Annotated in this window: 18 protein-coding genes and 3 pseudogenes; 12 read left to right on the forward strand and 9 right to left on the reverse strand. The window is 50.5% G+C overall.

The genetic code is table 11. The annotated features are described in order from the left end of the window. Positions 1-108: 108 nt before the first annotated feature. Positions 109-369, forward strand: coding sequence for a helix-turn-helix domain-containing protein (locus O3W44_RS10670; RefSeq protein ID WP_269293044.1), 261 nt, complete (start codon positions 109-111; stop codon positions 367-369). A gap of 102 nt (positions 370-471) precedes the next feature. Here the strand turns inward: O3W44_RS10670 and murA are convergent, their stop codons facing one another. The 7 genes from murA to mlaF all read right to left on the reverse strand — a co-directional run bounded on the left by murA (position 472) and on the right by mlaF (position 5,272). Further along, complete coding sequence (gene murA, locus O3W44_RS10675; protein WP_269293045.1) at positions 472-1,731, reverse strand: UDP-N-acetylglucosamine 1-carboxyvinyltransferase; 1,260 nt, start codon at positions 1,729-1,731, stop codon at positions 472-474. Between the two features lie 67 nt (positions 1,732-1,798). Further along, a complete protein-coding gene (ibaG, locus tag O3W44_RS10680; protein ID WP_193405205.1) occupies positions 1,799-2,056 on the reverse strand; it encodes a BolA family iron metabolism protein IbaG in 258 nt (85 codons plus the stop codon). Between the two features lie 113 nt (positions 2,057-2,169). Further along, the gene (mlaB, locus tag O3W44_RS10685) at positions 2,170-2,475 is read right to left on the reverse strand and encodes a lipid asymmetry maintenance protein MlaB (RefSeq protein WP_269293047.1); all 306 of its coding nucleotides are present in this window, start codon (positions 2,473-2,475) and stop codon (positions 2,170-2,172) included. Between the two features lie 2 nt (positions 2,476-2,477). Beyond that, positions 2,478-3,107: a phospholipid-binding protein MlaC gene (gene mlaC / locus O3W44_RS10690; RefSeq protein ID WP_269293048.1), complete on the reverse strand. Its 630-nt coding sequence runs from the start codon at positions 3,105-3,107 to the stop codon at positions 2,478-2,480. A 15-nt stretch (positions 3,108-3,122) separates the two neighbouring features. Continuing rightward, positions 3,123-3,665: an outer membrane lipid asymmetry maintenance protein MlaD gene (gene mlaD, locus O3W44_RS10695; RefSeq protein ID WP_269293049.1), complete on the reverse strand. Its 543-nt coding sequence runs from the start codon at positions 3,663-3,665 to the stop codon at positions 3,123-3,125. Between the two features lie 4 nt (positions 3,666-3,669). Beyond that, on the reverse strand, positions 3,670-4,452 hold the full coding sequence (mlaE, locus tag O3W44_RS10700) for a lipid asymmetry maintenance ABC transporter permease subunit MlaE (RefSeq protein WP_269293050.1): 783 nt from the start codon (positions 4,450-4,452) through the stop codon (positions 3,670-3,672). A 4-nt stretch (positions 4,453-4,456) separates the two neighbouring features. Next, positions 4,457-5,272 (reverse strand): phospholipid ABC transporter ATP-binding protein MlaF, encoded by an 816-nt coding sequence (gene mlaF, locus O3W44_RS10705; RefSeq protein WP_269293051.1) that lies wholly within the window; start codon positions 5,270-5,272, stop codon positions 4,457-4,459. A gap of 226 nt (positions 5,273-5,498) precedes the next feature. On the opposite strand from mlaF, the gene O3W44_RS10710 reads away from it, so the two are divergent. From O3W44_RS10710 to npr, 11 genes and pseudogenes are all read left to right on the forward strand, one after another. Beyond that, positions 5,499-6,479, forward strand: a complete 981-nt coding sequence (locus O3W44_RS10710) for a calcium/sodium antiporter (RefSeq protein WP_269293052.1) — start codon at positions 5,499-5,501, stop codon at positions 6,477-6,479. 15 nt (positions 6,480-6,494) lie between these two features. Next, positions 6,495-7,474, forward strand: a pseudogene (gene kdsD / locus O3W44_RS10715) (arabinose-5-phosphate isomerase KdsD). A 13-nt stretch (positions 7,475-7,487) separates the two neighbouring features. Then, positions 7,488-8,054: a 3-deoxy-manno-octulosonate-8-phosphatase KdsC gene (gene kdsC / locus O3W44_RS10720; RefSeq protein WP_269293054.1), complete on the forward strand. Its 567-nt coding sequence runs from the start codon at positions 7,488-7,490 to the stop codon at positions 8,052-8,054. After that, the gene (gene lptC / locus O3W44_RS10725) at positions 8,051-8,629 is read left to right on the forward strand and encodes an LPS export ABC transporter periplasmic protein LptC (RefSeq protein ID WP_269293055.1); all 579 of its coding nucleotides are present in this window, start codon (positions 8,051-8,053) and stop codon (positions 8,627-8,629) included. The genes kdsC and lptC overlap by 4 nt, the downstream gene beginning before the upstream one ends. Further along, the gene (gene lptA / locus O3W44_RS10730; RefSeq protein WP_269293056.1) at positions 8,598-9,152 is read left to right on the forward strand and encodes a lipopolysaccharide ABC transporter substrate-binding protein LptA; all 555 of its coding nucleotides are present in this window, start codon (positions 8,598-8,600) and stop codon (positions 9,150-9,152) included. The genes lptC and lptA overlap by 32 nt, the downstream gene beginning before the upstream one ends. 5 nt (positions 9,153-9,157) lie before the next feature. Further along, positions 9,158-9,883 (forward strand): LPS export ABC transporter ATP-binding protein, encoded by a 726-nt coding sequence (lptB, locus tag O3W44_RS10735; RefSeq protein ID WP_269293057.1) that lies wholly within the window; start codon positions 9,158-9,160, stop codon positions 9,881-9,883. Positions 9,884-9,931: 48 nt separating this feature from the next. Beyond that, positions 9,932-11,365, forward strand: coding sequence for an RNA polymerase factor sigma-54 (rpoN, locus tag O3W44_RS10740; RefSeq protein WP_269293058.1), 1,434 nt, complete (start codon positions 9,932-9,934; stop codon positions 11,363-11,365). Between the two features lie 21 nt (positions 11,366-11,386). Further along, positions 11,387-11,674 (forward strand): ribosome hibernation promoting factor, encoded by a 288-nt coding sequence (gene hpf / locus O3W44_RS10745; RefSeq protein ID WP_269293059.1) that lies wholly within the window; start codon positions 11,387-11,389, stop codon positions 11,672-11,674. Positions 11,675-11,828: 154 nt separating this feature from the next. After that, positions 11,829-12,308 (forward strand): PTS IIA-like nitrogen regulatory protein PtsN, encoded by a 480-nt coding sequence (gene ptsN / locus O3W44_RS10750; protein ID WP_269294419.1) that lies wholly within the window; start codon positions 11,829-11,831, stop codon positions 12,306-12,308. Positions 12,309-12,355: 47 nt separating this feature from the next. Next, entirely contained in the window at positions 12,356-13,210 is an 855-nt protein-coding gene (rapZ, locus tag O3W44_RS10755) for an RNase adapter RapZ (protein WP_269293060.1), read from the forward strand. Then, a complete protein-coding gene (gene npr, locus O3W44_RS10760) occupies positions 13,207-13,479 on the forward strand; it encodes a PTS phosphocarrier protein NPr (RefSeq protein WP_269293062.1) in 273 nt (90 codons plus the stop codon). The genes rapZ and npr overlap by 4 nt, the downstream gene beginning before the upstream one ends. On the opposite strand, the pseudogene mtgA reads toward npr, so the two are convergent. Both mtgA and arcB read right to left on the reverse strand, forming a co-directional pair. Beyond that, positions 13,480-14,201 (reverse strand): annotated as a pseudogene (gene mtgA, locus O3W44_RS10765) (monofunctional biosynthetic peptidoglycan transglycosylase). A gap of 869 nt (positions 14,202-15,070) precedes the next feature. Next, positions 15,071-17,414 (reverse strand): annotated as a pseudogene (gene arcB, locus O3W44_RS10770) (aerobic respiration two-component sensor histidine kinase ArcB). Positions 17,415-17,584 lie beyond the last annotated feature (170 nt).

Here is a 17,584-nt window from a genome sequence, read left to right on the forward strand (position 1 = left end):
TGACGCTTATTTGCTATAAACATCCAGAACTTTCCAGTTTTAAAGTAAAAGGAAAGCCAGGAACACGATAAAAAGTGGCGCATTAACAAGGAAAAGGAGAACACGTTTATGCACAGAAGGAGTGAAGACTGGCATCCCGCCGATATTATCGCAGCTTTACGTAAACGGGGTACGACACTGGCTGCACTCTCGCGTAAAGCAGGGCTGAGTTCATCAACGTTAGCCAATGCCCTGTCGCGTCCGTGGCCAAAGGGAGAATGGCTCATTGCGGAGGCGATCGATGTTCATCCTGCAAAGATTTGGCCAAGCCGCTATTACGATCCTGTCACCCACCGCTTGCTGGATCGTAAAAAACGCATCCGATCCTGACGCAGTAAACTCTGACTGCAACGCCTTAAGCACCAGCTTAGTCGTAAAAAAACCAGCCGCGAGAATCGGGGCTGGCTTGTCTGACTGAAGCAATAAGCGACTCTATTCGCCGCTGATACGCTCGATGTTCGCGCCCATTGCTTTCAGTTTATCTTCGATGTGCTCATAGCCACGATCAATGTGATAAATACGATCCACAATGGTCGTGCCTTCAGCGATACAGCCCGCCAGCACCAGGCTTGCAGAGGCACGTAAATCGGTTGCCATGACCTGAGCACCTGACAGCGTTTCCACACCGTGACAGATAGCGGTATTGCTTTCAATTTCCGCGTGTGCGCCCATGCGAATCAGCTCTGGCAGATGCATGAAACGGTTTTCGAAAATGGTTTCGGTGATAACGCCAGTGCCTTCAGCCACCAGGTTCAGTAGCGTAAACTGGGCCTGCATATCAGTCGGGAAGCCCGGATGCGGCGCAGTGCGCACGTTAACCGCTTTGGGGCGCTTGCCATGCATATCGAGGCTGATCCAGTCTTCGCCCGTTTCAATATCCGCACCGGCGTCACGCAGTTTTGCCAACACCGCGTCCAGCGTGTCCGGCTGTGTGTTACGACACAACACTTTGCCGCCAGAGATCGCCGCTGCCACCAGGAAAGTGCCGGTTTCGATACGATCCGGTAGCACGCGATAAACTCCGCCGCCCAGACGCTCAACGCCTTCGATGGTGATTTTGTCTGTGCCTGCACCGCTGATCTTTGCTCCCAGCGTATTGAGGAAGTTAGCGGTATCAACAATTTCTGGCTCACGCGCGGCGTTTTCAATAACGGTGGTGCCGGTAGCCAGCGTTGCTGCGCTCATGATGGTCACAGTCGCGCCAACGCTGACTTTGTCCATTACGATCAACGCACCTTTCAAACGACCATTTACCGAGGCTTTAACATAGCCCTCTTCCAGTTTGATCTCTGCGCCAAGCTGCTCAAGACCCGTAATGTGCAGATCAACCGGGCGAGCGCCGATGGCACAACCGCCTGGCAGAGAAACCTGGCCCTGACCAAAACGCGCCACTAACGGACCCAGTGCCCAGATAGAAGCGCGCATGGTTTTAACTAAGTCGTAAGGGGCACAAAAAATATCAACTGCACTGGCGTCGACATGCACAGAACCGTTGCGCTCAACCTTAGCACCCAGCTGGCTCAGCAGCTTCATAGTGGTATCGATATCCCGCAGCTTTGGCACATTCTGAATTTCGACCGGCTCTTCAGCCAGTAATGCAGCAAACAGAATAGGCAGCGCGGCATTTTTCGCCCCGGAGATGGTGACTTCACCACTTAAGCGGGTGGGGCCTTGCACACGAAATTTGTCCATTAACACGGCTCTCAATTAACTAGCTAAAGATCGGGCTCGCCTGAGACGAGCACACCACGCTGAAGACTTAAAAACCGTTCAGTTTACGGTCACGCGCCCATTCAGCGGGGGTATACGTTTTGATCGAGACAGCATGAATACGGTTATCCGCGATGTATTCCATCAACGGTGCATAGACCGCCTGCTGTTTTTTTACACGGCTTAATTCGCCAAACAGCTCACCGACGGCGATAACCTGGAAGTGGCTGCCATCATTGCTCATCACATGAACTTCGTCTAAAGGCAACGCCTGCATGAGGACGGCCTGAATTTCACTGTTTTCCATTGCTTTTAACTTCGCTTGATAATAATAAGGCTGACATATTAGAGGAAAGCGGCTGACTCTTAAATACGCAAAAGCCCCTGACTGAAGCAGGGGCTAAGCATAACAAAAGGTAATCAGGCGTTTTTATCCGCAGAAACAATAATCTGTTGCAGATTGTAAAGCGTGATCAGCGATTGCAGTTTATTGCTGATCCCACTGAAACGAGGCGTGATCCCTTGCGCGCGCGCAATCTCGCGCAAATGCACTAACAGCGCCAGTCCTGCAGAATCTACGCGCTCCAGTGCCGCCACATCAATGGTATCGACATCTTTGATTAAGGTGTCACGCTGTTGCCACAGAGACAACAGCGTATCGCGATCAAGCTCGCCACTCAGTAACAGCGTACTGGCCTCACGTTGCCAGCGTAAAGATTCGCGCATTGTTACTGTTGATCCAGGGTGATGGATTGGGCCGCTGAGCTTTTTAACTGCGCGGTCAGGCCATCAATGCCTTTAGTTCGCAGCAGATCACTCCACTCATTTTGCTTGGTAGTGATCATACTGACGCCTTCAGCGATCATGTCGTAAGCCTGCCAGTTACCGCTCTGGCTGTTTTTACGCCATTGAAAATCGAGTCGAACCGGCGGACGGCCGTTTGGATCGAGAATGGTGACGCGAATAGCAATGATGTTGGCATCGCCGAGCGGCTGCTCAGGCTGAATCTGGTAAGTCTGGCCATGATACAGCGCCAGTGCCTGACCATAAGCCTGCGCCAGATAATCCCCAAACGCCTTGAAGTAAGCCTCACGCTGCGCAGGCGTTGAGTCGCGATAATAACGCCCCAGTACTAATGCGCCAGCATATTTAATCTGCACATAGGGCAGCAGCTCCTGGCGCACGATTTCACGCAAATAGTTGGGATCCTGCTTAATCTTTGGTTGCTCATTTTTCAGGCGCGTAAAAGTTTTCTGCGCCGCTTCGTTCATAAGCTTATAGGGATTGGTTTGATCGGCAGCGTTAGCCGCCAGCGGCGCGATCACCAACATGGCAATCATCAGTAAACGTTTAAACATCGTGTGTGACCTCTCTTAAGGTTGAGCCGGTGACGCAGGCGTACTTACACTGCCCTGCGCATCCTTATTTTCGTTATTATCTTTACTGTCGCCGCTCTTATACAGGAACTGACCAATCAGGTCCTCCAGTACCATCGCCGACTTAGTATCGTGCAGCGTATCGCCATCTTTTAGCATTGCCGAGCCAAGTTCGGGATCGTCAAAGCCCAGGTTTAGCGCCAGAAACTGTTCGCCCAACAAGCCTTGCGTGCGGATCGCCAGTGAGCTGGTATCGGAAATCTTATTTGCATACTGATCGCTGATATCCATCGCCACGCGAGGAAGCAGCGTTTTCGGCTCCAGTTCAATATCGGTTACGCGCCCGATTACCACGCCACCTACTTTGACCGGCGAGCTAACTTTCAGACCACCGATATTGTCGAAGGTGGCATACAGTTTCCAGGTCGGCTCGGTGCCGAGTGATTTTAAATCTGCTACGCGCAGACAAAGAAAGAGCATGGCAATCAATGCCATAATCATAAATACGCCAACCCAGATTTCGCTTTTTTTGCTTTGCATTGCCTCAGTTCCCAAACATCAGTGCTGTCAGCACAAAATCCAAACCGAGTACCGCCAGTGAGGCGTGCACCACGGTGCGCGTCGTCGCGCGACTGATCCCTTCAGAGGTCGGAATCGCATCGTAACCATTAAACAGGGCGATCCAGGTCACCGTTACCGCAAACACGGCACTTTTGATGATGCAGTTGATCACGTCGCTACGAAAATCGACGGCGTTCTGCATGGCTGACCAAAAGAAACCCGGATCGATACCTTTCCAGCTCACGCCAACCAGCGCCCCGCCCGCAATGCCGACAGCGGTAAATATAAGCGCCAGCAATGGCATGCTAATAAAACCGGCCCAGAAGCGCGGTGACACGACGCGACGCAGCGGATCCACCGCCATCATTTCCATGCTGGAAAGCTGTTCGGTGGCTTTCATCAGGCCGATTTCAGCCGTCAGGGCGGAGCCAGCACGTCCGGCAAACAGCAGTGCTGTTACCACCGGTCCCAGTTCACGCAGTAACGACAACGCCACCAACATCCCGAGACTGGTTTCTGCGCCGTAGGTAGTCAGAACCAAATAGCCTTGCAGACCGAGCACCATGCCGATAAACAAACCGGAAACAACGATGATCAGCAATGACAGGACGCCAACGCTGTAAAGCTGTTTCACCAGCAGTGGCGCATGTTTACGAAACGCCGGTTTACCCACCAGCGCATGAAACAGCATTAAGCCTGCGCGGCCAAAGCTGGCGCAGGTTTCAATTCCCTGACGTCCAAGTGACGCCAGCGCCTTCGATAACATCAGTTTACTTTCTCCCTGAGCCGGTTAGATCGGCAAGATAGTCGCCAGCCGGAAAACGAAAAGGCACAGGTCCGTCCGCATCCCCGTCAATAAACTGTCGTACACGCGCATCGGCATTTTCACGCAACTCTGGCGTCGTGCCCTGGGCAATAATTTTTTGTCCGGCCACGATATAAGCGTAATCGGCAATGCTTAATACTTCCGGTACGTCATGCGAGACCACAATACAGGTTAGCCCCAGTGCGTGATTCAGCTCATCGATCAATTTAACCAGTACACCCATGGTGATAGGATCCTGGCCTACAAAGGGTTCGTCGAACATGATCAACTCTGGCTCCAGCGCAATGGCTCGAGCCAGCGCAACACGGCGCGCCATTCCGCCCGACAGTTCAGCAGGTTTAAGCTGTGCCGCGCCGCGCAGTCCTACCGCTTCCAGCTTCATCATCACGGTGCTGTGCAGCAGAGAAGGCGGCAATTGTGTGTGTTCTCTCAACGGCCAGGCCACGTTTTCATAGACCGTTAAGTCGGTGAACAGGGCGCCAGACTGAAACAACATGCTCATTTTTTTTCGCGCTTCATACAATTTAGCGCGCGACAGCGTGGGAATATTTTCGCCGCGAAACCAGATTTCACCGCTATCTGGCTGAAGCTGGCCACCGATCAAACGTAGCAACGTGGTTTTACCGATCCCCGATGGACCCATAATCGCCGTGACCTTGCCTTTTGGCACTGTGAGCGAAATGTCATCGAAGATTTTGCGATCTCCGCGCGAAAAACTCACGCCACGAACCTCAACCAGATTCGTATGCTGCTGAATCATTATTACCTCTTATGCAGATCGGGCGTAAACATGGGGTACGATGGTAGCTCGTTCGACCTTAATGCACGATAGCTTTACAGAAACTTACCGCTAAGATTTGGCGAAAATGGGCATAAAATTTACTTTTGTCGCTCAGACGGTCAAAATCAGCGCCTGTTTCATCACACAGAATCTGAAACCAGTCGGACAAGGCGTGCCGACATGGATATTCACGCAAGGATTTTTCATGTTCGTAGCTACCGCACTGCTGATTATCGGTCTGCTTTTACTGGCTTATGGTGCCGATCGTCTGGTGTTTAGCGCCTCAATACTTTGTCGTTCTTTTGGTATTCCACCGTTGATTATCGGCATGACCGTCGTCAGTATTGGGACATCGTTACCGGAGATGATCCTCGCCTTTTCCGCCGCGCAACACGGACAGATGGATTTAGCCGTCGGCACCGCGTTGGGTTCAAACATTACCAATATCTTACTGATTTTAGGCGGTGCTGCACTATTGCATCCGCTAACGGTGCATTCAAATTTAGTGCGTCGCGAACTGCCACTGATGCTGTTGGTCTCATTATTAAGCGGCTTAATGCTGTTTGATAATTATCTTAGTCGACTTGATGGCCTGGGTTTGATTGCGATTGCCGCTATTTACCTGATGGTGGTGATTCGTATCGCGCGTAAAGCAGAGCGTGATAACAATGACACGTTAACGCGTGAGCAACTGGCGGAGCTGCCGCGTGAAGAGAGCGGTAACACAGTCGCCTTTCTCTGGCTGGCGGTTGCTCTGATTATACTGCCTATGTCAACACGTATGGTAATTGATAACGCCACGGTGTTTGCTGACTACTTTGGCGTGAGCGAACTGGTGATGGGATTAACACTGATTGCGGTAGGAACCAGCTTGCCAGAATTAGCCACCGTTATCGCCGGTGCCTTAAAAGGCGAAGATGATATCGCGATTGGCAACCTGATTGGTGCCAATATTTATAATATTGCTATCGTGCCTGGCTTGCCTGCCCTGATTCATCCAGGCGGTGTTGATTATCACGCTTTTGCACGCGATTACTGGGTCATGCTCGGCGTAAGTGCGCTGTTTGCCCTGCTCTGCCTGCTGCGCCGTCGACGAATTGGCCGCACAGCGGGCACAATATTACTCTGCGGTTTCATCGTCTGGATAACGCTGCTGTGGCTACAGCCGGCGTTTATTGACGGATAAAAGGACAGATTTGCCATGTCAGATCAGCAAGTTGATTTCGATTTCCAGCAAGCGGGAAAAGCGGTGCTGCGCATTGAGCGCGAAGGGCTTGAGCAGCTTGACCAGTACATCAATGAAGATTTTGCGCGCGCATGCGCCATGATTTACACCTGCAAAGGCAAAGTTGTGGTGATGGGCATGGGCAAATCGGGCCATATTGGTAAAAAAATGGCCGCTACGTTTGCCAGCACCGGCACACCCGCTTTTTTTGTTCATCCTGGTGAAGCCAGCCACGGTGATCTCGGTATGGTAGGCCACGACGATGTCATTATTGCAATTTCCAACAGCGGTGAATCTCATGAGATTCTGGCGCTGATTCCGGTCATCAAACGTCAAAAAATCAAGCTTATCTGCATGACCAGCCGGGCAGAAAGTGCCATGGGCCGTATTGCGGATGTGCATTTGTGCATCAAAGTGCCACAGGAAGCCTGCCCCCTCGGGCTTGCCCCGACGACCAGCACCACTGCAACACTGGTGATGGGTGATGCGCTGGCTGTTGCGCTCCTTGAGGCGCGGGGCTTTACGCCAGAAGATTTTGCCCTTTCGCACCCCGGTGGCGCTTTGGGGCGTAAGCTGCTGCTGCACATCAGCGATATCATGCACAGCGACGAGGAGATACCGCACGTTAGCCGCGACGCTTCTCTGCGCGACGCACTGCTGGAGATCACACGCAAGAATCTTGGCCTGACGGTGATCGTTGACGATCAGATGAAAATTGAGGGTATTTTCACTGATGGTGATTTACGCCGTATCTTTGACATGGGGATCGATTTTCAGCGCGCGACTATCGCAGAAGTGATGACACGTGGCGGTATCCGCGTTCGTCCCAATATGTTAGCGGTTGATGCCCTGAATTTGATGCAAACAAAAATATCACCGCACTGCTGGTGGCCGAGGATGATCGGCTGCTCGGTGTGGTACATATGCATGACATGCTGCGCGCGGGCGTAGTCTGAACAGGAAAAGAAAATGCAGTTGGGAAATGCCACGATTGATACGTGCTACGGTCCGGTAAGTGCTGAGGTGATGGCACGCGCCAGCAAAATTCGCCTGCTGATTTGCGATGTTGATGGTGTTATGTCTGACGGCGTCATTTACATGGGCAATAACGGCGAAGAACTGAAGGCTTTCAACGTGCGGGATGGCTATGGTATTCGCTGCCTGCTGACCTCGGATGTGGAAGTGGCTATCATAACAGGCCGCAATGCCCGGTTGATGGAGGATCGCTGTAAAACGCTCGGTATTCGTCATCTTTATCAAGGGCAATCGGATAAGCTTTTGGCCTATCGTGAACTTCTGGATAAACTGTCTCTTTCCGACGAAGAGGTGGCGTACATTGGTGACGATCTGATCGACTGGCCGGTAATGGCGCAGGTCGGTTTAAGCGTGGCGGTTGCTGATGCGCATCCGGTATTATTGCCACGCGCTAATTATGTAACGCGCATTGCGGGTGGACGCGGCGCGGTACGTGAAGTCTGCGATCTCATCTTAATGGCGCAAGATAAATTTGAGGATGCCAAAGGGCAATCAGTATGAGTAAAAGCAGGCGTTGGATAACGCTGATTCTGACCTTGATTGCACTGGTTCTTATCGGCTGGAATCTCACTAATCAGGATGACACTAACGCACCCGTTGCGACTAACGATCAGGCACCCACCTATACCAGTGCCGACTCCAACACGGTGGTGTATAACCCGCAAGGTGCGTTAGCCTATAAGCTGGTATCGGACAAAGTGACTTATTTTTCTGTCGATGAATTGAGCTGGTTCGACAATCCGGTGATGACAACCTACGACGAAAATAAAGTGCCAACCTGGTCGGTACGAGCAGATAAAGCAAAACTGACTAAAGATCGTATGCTTTACCTGTACGGTCATGTTGAGCTGAATACGCTGACTCAGGACTCTCAGCTTGAGCGTATCAAAACGGATAATGCTCAGGTAAACCTCGTTTCTCAGGACGTTACCTCAGATGATCAGGTGACGTTGTATGGCCGCAGTTTTAACTCCACCGGCATGAAAATGCGCGGTAATTTACGGACAAAAAACGCTGAGTTAATCGAAAAGGTCAAAACATCTTATGAAATTCAAAATGAACAAAAACAGCCTTAAGCTTCTCCTGGCCAGCATTATGCTTGCGACCAGCCTCCCTGCGCTGGCCTTGACCGGTGACTCGGATAAACCCGTAAATATCGATTCACAAAACCAGGCGCTGGATCTGCAGGGTAACGTCGCTACCTTTACAGGCAACGTCATTGTGACCCAGGGCTCTATCAAAATCACTGCGGATAAAGTAGTGGTCACGCGCCCGGGCGGCGACAGTAATAAAACTATTGTTGATGCTTACGGCACGCCAGCCACCTTCTACCAGATGCAGGACAGCGGTAAACCGGTGCAGGGTCACGCATCGAAACTGCACTATGAGCTGGCAAATGATTTTGTTGAACTCACTGGCAATGCTTACATCGAACAGCAAGACAGCAACATTAAAGGCGATCGCATCACTTATTTAGTCAAAGAGCAGAAGATGCAGGCTTACAGCCAGGGCCAGAGCAAGCGCGTTACAACCGTGCTGGTGCCGTCGCAGTTGCAGGATAAGCAAGGTTCGTCCAACAGCGGAAAAAAGAGTAACTGAGAGCTATGGCCACATTAATCGCAGAAAACCTGGCGAAGGCATATAAAGGCCGTCGCGTGGTAGAAGATGTCAGTCTGCAGGTGAAATCCGGCGAGATTGTCGGCCTGCTCGGTCCAAACGGTGCGGGTAAAACAACAACATTTTATATGGTCGTTGGCATTGTGCCGCGTGATGCAGGCCGTATTGTTATTGATGACGAAGATATTAGTATTCTGCCGTTGCATGCGCGTGCGCGCCGCGGTATTGGCTATCTTCCTCAGGAAGCGTCAATCTTTCGCCGCCTGAGCGTGTTTGATAACCTGATGGCCGTGTTACAGATCCGTGAGGATTTGACCGAAGAGCAGCGTCAGGATCGCGCCAGGGAGTTGATGGAAGAGTTCCACATTGAACATCTGCGCGATAGCCTGGGACAGGCATTGTCTGGCGGTGAACGTCGTCGTGTTGAAATCGCCCGCGCCCTTGCCGCGAATCCCAAATTTATCCTGCTTGATGAGCCGTTTGCCGGGGTCGATCCGATTTCGGTTATCGACATCAAAAAAATCATTGAGCATTTGCGTGATAGCGGCCTCGGCGTGCTGATTACTGACCATAACGTACGGGAAACCCTCGCGGTATGCGAACGTGCTTATATCGTTAGTCAGGGCCATCTGATTGCCCACGGCACCCCCAAAGAAATACTTGCGGATGAGCAAGTTAAGCGGGTTTATTTGGGCGAAGAGTTCAGACTCTGATAAGGTGTTGCTAACACCGACGTTTGCTGAGGAATTTATATCCTGTCTATGAAGCAAGGTTTACAACTCAGGCTGAGCCAACAGCTGGCAATGACACCGCAGCTGCAACAGGCTATTCGTCTGCTGCAGCTTTCCACGCTTGAACTTCAGCAAGAGTTACAACTTGCGCTGGAGAGTAATCCCTTGCTTGAACAGACCGACCTGCACGACGAAGTAGACTCCCGCGACTATCCAGAAGGCGAAGCACTGGATACCCGCGAGGCACTTGAACAAAAAGAGATGCCGGAAGAGTTACCGTTAGATGCCACATGGGATGAAATTTACACAGCAGGCACGCCATCGGGTACCGGCACCGATTATCAGGACGATGAACTGCCGATTTATCAGGGCGAAACAACGCAATCGCTGCAAGATTACTTAATGTGGCAAGTTGAATTAACGCCTTTTACTGATACTGATCGCGCTATCGCCACCTCCATTGTCGATGCCATTGACGATACCGGGTATTTAACCGTTTCGCTTGAAGAAATTCTCGACAGTATCGGTAATGAAGAACTGGAAATCGATGAGATTGAGGCAGTATTAAAACGCATCCAACGCTTTGATCCTATTGGTGTCGGCGCCCGCGACCTGCGTGACTGCCTGCTGGTTCAGTTATCGCAATACGCTCCGGAGACGCCGATGCTGGCAGAGGCGCGTTTAATTGTCAGCAATCATCTTGATTTGCTGGCTAACCATGATTTTCGTAGCCTGATGCGCGTGACGCGGCTCAAAGAAGACGTGTTAAAAGAGGCTATGCTATTGATTCAGTCTCTTGATCCACGACCAGGCCAGTCAGTGAATACCGGCGAGCCGGAGTATGTCATTCCTGATGTGTTGGTTCGTAAAGTCGGCACACGCTGGACGGTTGATCTCAATGCAGATAGCGTGCCACGCTTAAAGATCAATCAGCAGTATGCAGCAATGGGTGGATCGTCGCGTAACGATAGCGATAATCAGTTCATTCGCAGCAATTTGCAGGAAGCAAAATGGCTTATTAAAAGCCTGGAAAGTCGCAACGATACGTTGCTGAAAGTGACTCGTTGTATTGTTGAACAACAACAAGCTTTTTTTGAACAGGGCGAGGAGTTCATGCGCCCAATGGTACTGGCAGATATTGCGCAGGCTGTAGAAATGCATGAATCCACGATTTCCCGTGTTACCACGCAAAAATATCTCCACAGTCCGCGTGGCATTTTCGAATTGAAGTATTTTTTCTCCAGTCACGTCAATACTGAAGGTGGCGGTGAAGCATCCTCTACCGCGATTCGCGCACTGGTAAAAAAATTAATCTCGGCGGAAAATCCAGCCAAACCCTTGAGTGACAGTAAACTCACCTCCATGTTATCTGAACAAGGGATCATGGTGGCGCGTCGAACCGTCGCTAAATACCGCGAGTCTTTATCTATCCCGCCATCAAATCAGCGTAAACAGCTGGTTTGACAGAAATGAGAAGGAAGACCTATGCAGCTAAACCTCACTGGGCAAAACGTCGAAGTTACTGAACCACTACGTGATTTCGTCAGCGGTAAATTTGCCAAACTGGAACACTACTTTGATCGTATCAATCAGGTTTATATTGTTCTGAAAGTCGAGAGGGTCACTCAAATTGCCGAAGCGACTTTACACGTCAACGGGGGCGAGCTGCACGCCACATCGGAGGCGGAAGATATGTATGCGGCCATTGACGGGTTAATTGATAAACTCACCCGTCAACTGAACAAGCATAAAGACAAGCTGAAAAAACACTAACCTTCATGCTAGCTGGGCGCGCTTGTCGCGCTAAAGCGGACAGGATGGGGCGGACTTAACCGCCCCGTTTTGTCATCTAAGCCAGCGTCATCTGACGTCAGCGCACGCGTGCTGTTTTCGTCAATGGCTATGTGAACTCGCAAGTGAAACGATGATGAACAACGATCTGACACTGGAATTGAGCTCAGTACTTTCGCCTGACTGCACCCGCAGCGGCGTACACTGCCAGAGCAAAAAACGTGCGCTGGAAATTATCAGCGAACTGGCGGCGAAGCAGCTCAATCTGCCACACCAAACGCTTTTCGAAGCCATTCTTACCCGCGAACGTATGGGAAGTACTGGCATAGGCAATGGAATTGCGATTCCTCATGGCAAGCTGGAGGAGGACACGCTGCGCGCCGTTGGCGTATTTATTAGCCTCGAACAGCCTATTGCCTTTGATGCAGTCGATAATCAGCCAGTGGATCTGTTGTTTGCTCTTCTGGTCCCCGCTGATCAGTGCAAAACGCATTTGCATACCCTTTCTTTGGTGGCAAAGCGACTGGCAGATAAAACCGTCTGCCGCCGCCTGCGCGCGGCTCAGAGTAATGAAGAACTCTACGGTATTATCATGGAAGGCCAGCCAGAACACTAAAGCGTCATTACCGGCCGCGTGCCGGTTTTAAAACGGGAGAGAAGGTCATGGTGCTGATGATCGTTAGCGGTCGGTCAGGCTCAGGAAAATCAGTGGCGCTTCGCGCCCTGGAAGACATGGGATTTTACTGCGTTGATAATCTGCCGGTGGTGTTGTTGCCTGAACTGGCTAACTCTCTGGCAGAACGCAATATCTCTGCGGCCGTCAGTATTGATGTGCGCAACATGCCAGAGTCACCGGAAATCTTCGAAACCGCGCTGAACAATCTGCCTGATGCATTTTCGCCTCAGCTGCTGTTTCTTGACGCTGACCGTAACACTCTAATTCGCCGTTACAGCGATACACGCCGTTTGCATCCTCTTTCCAGCAAAAATTTGTCGCTCGAAAGTGCGATTGATGAAGAAAATGATCTGCTGGAGCCGCTGCGCTCGCGTGCCGATCTGATCATTGATACCTCTGAAATGTCGGTTCATGAACTGGCAGAGATGCTTCGGACTCGCTTGCTGGGTAAACGTGAACGCGAATTAACCATGGTGTTTGAATCGTTCGGCTTCAAGCACGGCATACCTATTGATGCCGATTACGTCTTTGATGTGCGCTTTTTACCTAATCCACACTGGGATCCCAAACTGCGCCCTATGACCGGCCTCGATCGCCCTGTCGCGGCGTTTCTTGATCGCCATACCGAAGTGCATAATTTTATCTATCAGACACGCAGCTATCTCGAACTATGGCTGCCAATGCTTGAAACCAATAATCGCAGCTATCTGACCGTCGCCATCGGCTGTACCGGTGGTAAACACCGTTCGGTCTATATCGCGGAACAGTTAGCCGACTATTTCCGCTCGCGCGGCAAAAATGTGCAGTCCCGTCATCGTACGCTGGAAAAACGCAAATCATGACTGTCAAACAAACTGTAGAGATCAAAAATAAGCTGGGTATGCATGCACGTCCGGCAATGAAACTGTTTGAGCTGGTACAGAGTTTTGATGCTGAAGTGCTGCTGCGGAACGAGAGCGGCACTGAAGCGGAAGCCAGCAGCGTTATCGCGCTATTGATGCTGGATTCTGCTAAGGGCGGCCATATTGAAATTGAGGCCAGCGGCCCGGAAGAACGCCAGGCACTGGCAGCCGTTATCGAACTGTTTGAAGCGGGTTTTGACGAAGATTAACTACATCATCAGTTTATTGCGCTGAAGAAATTCTTCACCGCCCAACTGGCGCATTTGTCGCATGATCCACTGTTGACGCTGTCGGATGTAGCCTGAAGGCGCATCAGCCCGAAAACGAATCGGGTTAGGTAATACCGCCGCCAACAGCGCGGCTTCTGACATCGTAAGTCGGCTGGCCGGTTTGTGAAAATAGCGTTGTGATGCGGCTTCTACGCCAAATGTGCCAGCGCCGAACTCGGCGATGTTGAGATAAACCGTCAGGATGCGACGTTTACTCCATACCGTTTCAATACCCACCGTCAGACCTGCTTCCAGTGCTTTACGTACCCAGTTGCGGCCATCCCATAAAAACAGGTTTTTTGCCGTCTGCTGAGACAACGTTGATGCGCCACGCATTTTCTCGTTGCTGTTATCCAGTACAGATTCAATCGCTGCGACATCAAAACCCCAATGCTCTGGAAATTTTTGATCTTCAGATGCAATCACCGCTAAGGCTATCCACGGCGAGATCGCGTCGTGCCCTACCCAATCTGAGTGCGCCACATAATCAAAGCGGCCACTCAACCAGGCACCCAGTTGGCGCTCAACCATGACCGCCGAAAAGGGCACCGGCAAAAAGAGAAAAGTACGATACCTGCCAGCCAGATTCCTGCTACGGCTAAAACCCCTCGCATAACAATACGTTTAATGCGTTGCCCAAAGCTTCCTTTATGCTTGCTCATGCAATTTTCTCTTACTCGTTTTAAGCATTAATCAATTGTTCTCGCAGCCGCGGCTTAAAATTTTATCTACGCCGAAAAAAGTAACACGCTTATTGTGTGAATTTTACGCGGTGCGCCTTAACTGTCTGATTCGGGTCGTCAACAGATCGAATGACATCAAGCACTTCCGTCGAAAAGGAATCGGTTCCAGTGATGCGTATCACTAAGATAATTTACGAATAAACACTTAACGATTCGTGATAAGCCCTCCCTTGAATGTTTCACATTATTTAACTATAAAAAAAGAGCGCCTCATTTCTTTTTCACTGAGAGATCGGATTAATCTAAGTAACATACAGTTTCTTAACTCAATCTTTACAATTTGCAGCGTCTACAGTCTAAGATTTAACCAATTATTTTTCCTGTTTTGATTGGTAAGGCCTGAGATCCGAATTTTCTCTTTCACGTTTCCAAAACGTTTTGGATAACAAGCCAATAAATGACTATAGTCCTTTATTTTTCATTAAGTTAGATAGTAAAAAAGCCCTGTTTTTCTTGTGAGGGCTTTTTTACACGATGGGTTTTCCTGCAAAGCTCTCTTTCTGATGTAAAAGCGCGCAAAAAACAGAACATCTGTACAAAATTTCCGCAATACATCGCGGAAATTAATTCCTTGCTTGACTGTGTTGTCAAATTAATGTTTTCTGTATTTAAACGCTGCTCAACATCACACAATTTAATGAATCTTGTCGCAAGTTAAGACGAATTTGCTAAGGTGATGTCAGTGTTAACCAATACCCTACTGTTGCACTCAAATACGCTAAGCATAGCAGCAGTATCTTTTTCCCTGGTGTTGGCGCAGTATTCGCGCACCCCGGCCTCGGCTGGGGTCATTTTTTTCCAGCCCGTTCTTTTTCAGCTACCCAGTCACGTAATACCTGCACATCGTGACGCCACTCATGCTTCAACTCGTCAATCCACTCCACTACATTGTCCCACCATGCAGGCAATTCTGGTGTCTGGATCTGCTTCGCCAACATTTGTAAGTGCTGCAAACCCACCGAACCCGCTGCGCCTTTAATTTTGTGTCCTTCCTCTGCGATGCCCTTTTGGTCACGTGCCATCAGGTTAGAGTCTAAAACATCCAGATAACCTGGCATCATTTGTTCAAACATTGTCAGACTCTGGGTAATAAGGCCCGGGCCAACCAATTCGAGATACTGCTCCAGCATCGGCACATCCAACAGCGTGCTCGTTTTATCTTCTGTCGGGCGCTCCACCTCATCACCAGGCTCTTCCTGATGATCCCAGAATTTCTTGATAATTGCCGTCAGCGCCGGCACAGCCAGTGGCTTACTCAGCACATCATCCATCCCGGCATCGAGATACTCTTTTTTGTCTTTAAGCACGTTGGCTGTTAGCGCAACCAGCGGTGGCAGCGCGCTGCTTTGGTACTTTTTATGGATAGCGCGTGATACATCCAGTCCGGTCATATCGGGCAGTTGAATATCCAGCAGAACCAGATCGAACTCGAATGGATCAAACAGGTTCAGCGCCTCGCTACCGGTCATGGCCACCTCAACGCTACAGCCCAGTTTTTCCAGCACCGAGCGTGCCACAATGACATTCAGTTCAATATCTTCAACCAGCAGCACATGTAACGCAGGCAGTGGCAGGCTGTTATCTACACTGTCATCTTCAACCTCTTCGGCAACACGTGGCGCTTTTATCACCACGGTGAAGCAGGAACCTTTACCCGGTGCGCTGCTGACGCTGATATCGCCCCCATGGCTTGCGCCAGCCGACGCGAAACCGCCAGGCCGATACCTGTGCCGGTCGCCGGTTTTCCACCATGCTGATCTTTTACCTGATAATACATAGCGAAAATTTTATCCTGCTCTTCCTGGCGGATACCGAGGCCGGAATCCTGCACCTCGAAACGCAATGTTCCATCCTGCTCATAAGCAACGCGCACGACAATTTCACCCTGCTGGGTAAACTTCACGGCATTGCCGATCAAATTCCATAAAATCTGACGCAGCCGCGTGCCATCCGTAGAGATTTTATGTGGCAGCGGTAACTGAGGCGCCATAACAAATTTCAGTCCTTTCGGCTGCGCCAGCAAGCCAGAGAGGTTTTCAGGTCGGCCAGGAAACTGGTGAAGTCGAGAGGCTGATTATCGAGTTGCACTTTTCGGCGCTCAATTTTGTCGACTTCAATGACGTCATTAAAGATGTTACCGAGCGTGATAGCCGAAACGTGGATGGTTTTGAGGTACTTGAGCTGTTCTTGATTCAGATCGGTATCCAGCAAGATGCGGCTTAATCCGACGATGCCGTTAAGCGGCGTACGCAGCTCGTGGCTGATTGTTGAGATAAAGGTCGTCTTTTCCCGGCTGGCATTCTCTAACGCGTCCTGATAACGCTTACGCTCGGTTATATCGCGTCCAAAACCCATCAGCCCACTGCGTTTACCCACGCGGTCGTAATAAGGCACTTTGCGGATCTCAAAACAGGCTTTGCGTCCATCCGGATATTGCAGCCACTGTTCATACGTCAGCGAGACGTTGTGCCGGAATACTTTTTCGTCAGTTTCTAATACTTTGGTGGCGGCATCTTCGTCATAAATATCGCGCGGTGTAAGGCCAATCAGCTGTTTCTCGCTTTTGCCAGTCAGCAATTCCATGGCGCGGTTGCAGCCAGAAAATTGCTTATCAATATTGCGATAGAATACCAGGTCGGGCGAGGCGTCCAGAAATGAGCGCAGGAAAGATGACTGTTGTTCCAGTTCGATTTGTGCCTGCTCACGTCGGGCAACTTCTTCGCGCAATTTATCCATTACCTGCTCGCGCGCCTGCTCCGCTTTTTTACGGTCGGCGATTTCCTGATTGAGCTGTGAAATGGTCTCCTGCATTTGCTGATTCAGCTCCAGATCGCGGGTGCGCATCTCTTCCAGCTTATCGACCAACCGCGCCAGCCGTTGGCGCGACTCTTCCAGCTGATCGACAACTACAGAGAGAAAATAAACGGCCCACGGCGTGATCAGCAGACCGAAAAATACCGATCGAACCATATCGATACTCTCTACGTGACCTCGCAGCACCATTGTGACCGCCATTTGAACAATCATGGCTAATACGACTAATGCCGAGGCCAGAAGCAGCGAAAAGCGCACCAGTCCAAGCTTGACCATCAGATCAACGTAATATTGCGCCAGCAGGCGAATTTGTTTCATAAAAGCTCCCTGAATGAGAAACAGGCTCATGATAGCGTAAATACCCTGTGGGCGAAGCCGTGAACAGGGAAGATATCGCTGCTAATGCTCTGTTTTGGTGCATCAGTCGCGCTGTTCGCCGACGTTTATGACAAGAGTATTAAAACCCTTGACTAATTGTGCTAACTGAA

It is taken from the genome of Pantoea sp. LMR881, from assembly GCF_027157825.1.
GTDB classification, from domain to species: domain Bacteria; phylum Pseudomonadota; class Gammaproteobacteria; order Enterobacterales; family Enterobacteriaceae; genus Pantoea; species Pantoea haifensis.

Excerpts from the sequence above, each read along its gene's own strand:
- O3W44_RS10670 (WP_269293044.1), top strand. The coding sequence starts at position 109 with ATGCACAGAAGGAGTGAAGACTGGCATCCCGCCGATATTATCGCAGCT.
- murA (WP_269293045.1), bottom strand. The coding sequence starts at position 1,731 with ATGGACAAATTTCGTGTGCAAGGCCCCACCCGCTTAAGTGGTGAAGTC.
- ibaG (WP_193405205.1), bottom strand. The coding sequence starts at position 2,056 with ATGGAAAACAGTGAAATTCAGGCCGTCCTCATGCAGGCGTTGCCTTTA.
- mlaB (WP_269293047.1), bottom strand. The coding sequence starts at position 2,475 with ATGCGCGAATCTTTACGCTGGCAACGTGAGGCCAGTACGCTGTTACTG.
- mlaC (WP_269293048.1), bottom strand. The coding sequence starts at position 3,107 with ATGTTTAAACGTTTACTGATGATTGCCATGTTGGTGATCGCGCCGCTG.
- mlaD (WP_269293049.1), bottom strand. The coding sequence starts at position 3,665 with ATGCAAAGCAAAAAAAGCGAAATCTGGGTTGGCGTATTTATGATTATG.
- mlaE (WP_269293050.1), bottom strand. The coding sequence starts at position 4,452 with ATGTTATCGAAGGCGCTGGCGTCACTTGGACGTCAGGGAATTGAAACC.
- mlaF (WP_269293051.1), bottom strand. The coding sequence starts at position 5,272 with ATGATTCAGCAGCATACGAATCTGGTTGAGGTTCGTGGCGTGAGTTTT.
- O3W44_RS10710 (WP_269293052.1), top strand. The coding sequence starts at position 5,499 with ATGTTCGTAGCTACCGCACTGCTGATTATCGGTCTGCTTTTACTGGCT.
- kdsC (WP_269293054.1), top strand. The coding sequence starts at position 7,488 with ATGCAGTTGGGAAATGCCACGATTGATACGTGCTACGGTCCGGTAAGT.
- lptC (WP_269293055.1), top strand. The coding sequence starts at position 8,051 with ATGAGTAAAAGCAGGCGTTGGATAACGCTGATTCTGACCTTGATTGCA.
- lptA (WP_269293056.1), top strand. The coding sequence starts at position 8,598 with ATGAAATTCAAAATGAACAAAAACAGCCTTAAGCTTCTCCTGGCCAGC.
- lptB (WP_269293057.1), top strand. The coding sequence starts at position 9,158 with ATGGCCACATTAATCGCAGAAAACCTGGCGAAGGCATATAAAGGCCGT.
- rpoN (WP_269293058.1), top strand. The coding sequence starts at position 9,932 with ATGAAGCAAGGTTTACAACTCAGGCTGAGCCAACAGCTGGCAATGACA.
- hpf (WP_269293059.1), top strand. The coding sequence starts at position 11,387 with ATGCAGCTAAACCTCACTGGGCAAAACGTCGAAGTTACTGAACCACTA.
- ptsN (WP_269294419.1), top strand. The coding sequence starts at position 11,829 with ATGAACAACGATCTGACACTGGAATTGAGCTCAGTACTTTCGCCTGAC.
- rapZ (WP_269293060.1), top strand. The coding sequence starts at position 12,356 with ATGGTGCTGATGATCGTTAGCGGTCGGTCAGGCTCAGGAAAATCAGTG.
- npr (WP_269293062.1), top strand. The coding sequence starts at position 13,207 with ATGACTGTCAAACAAACTGTAGAGATCAAAAATAAGCTGGGTATGCAT.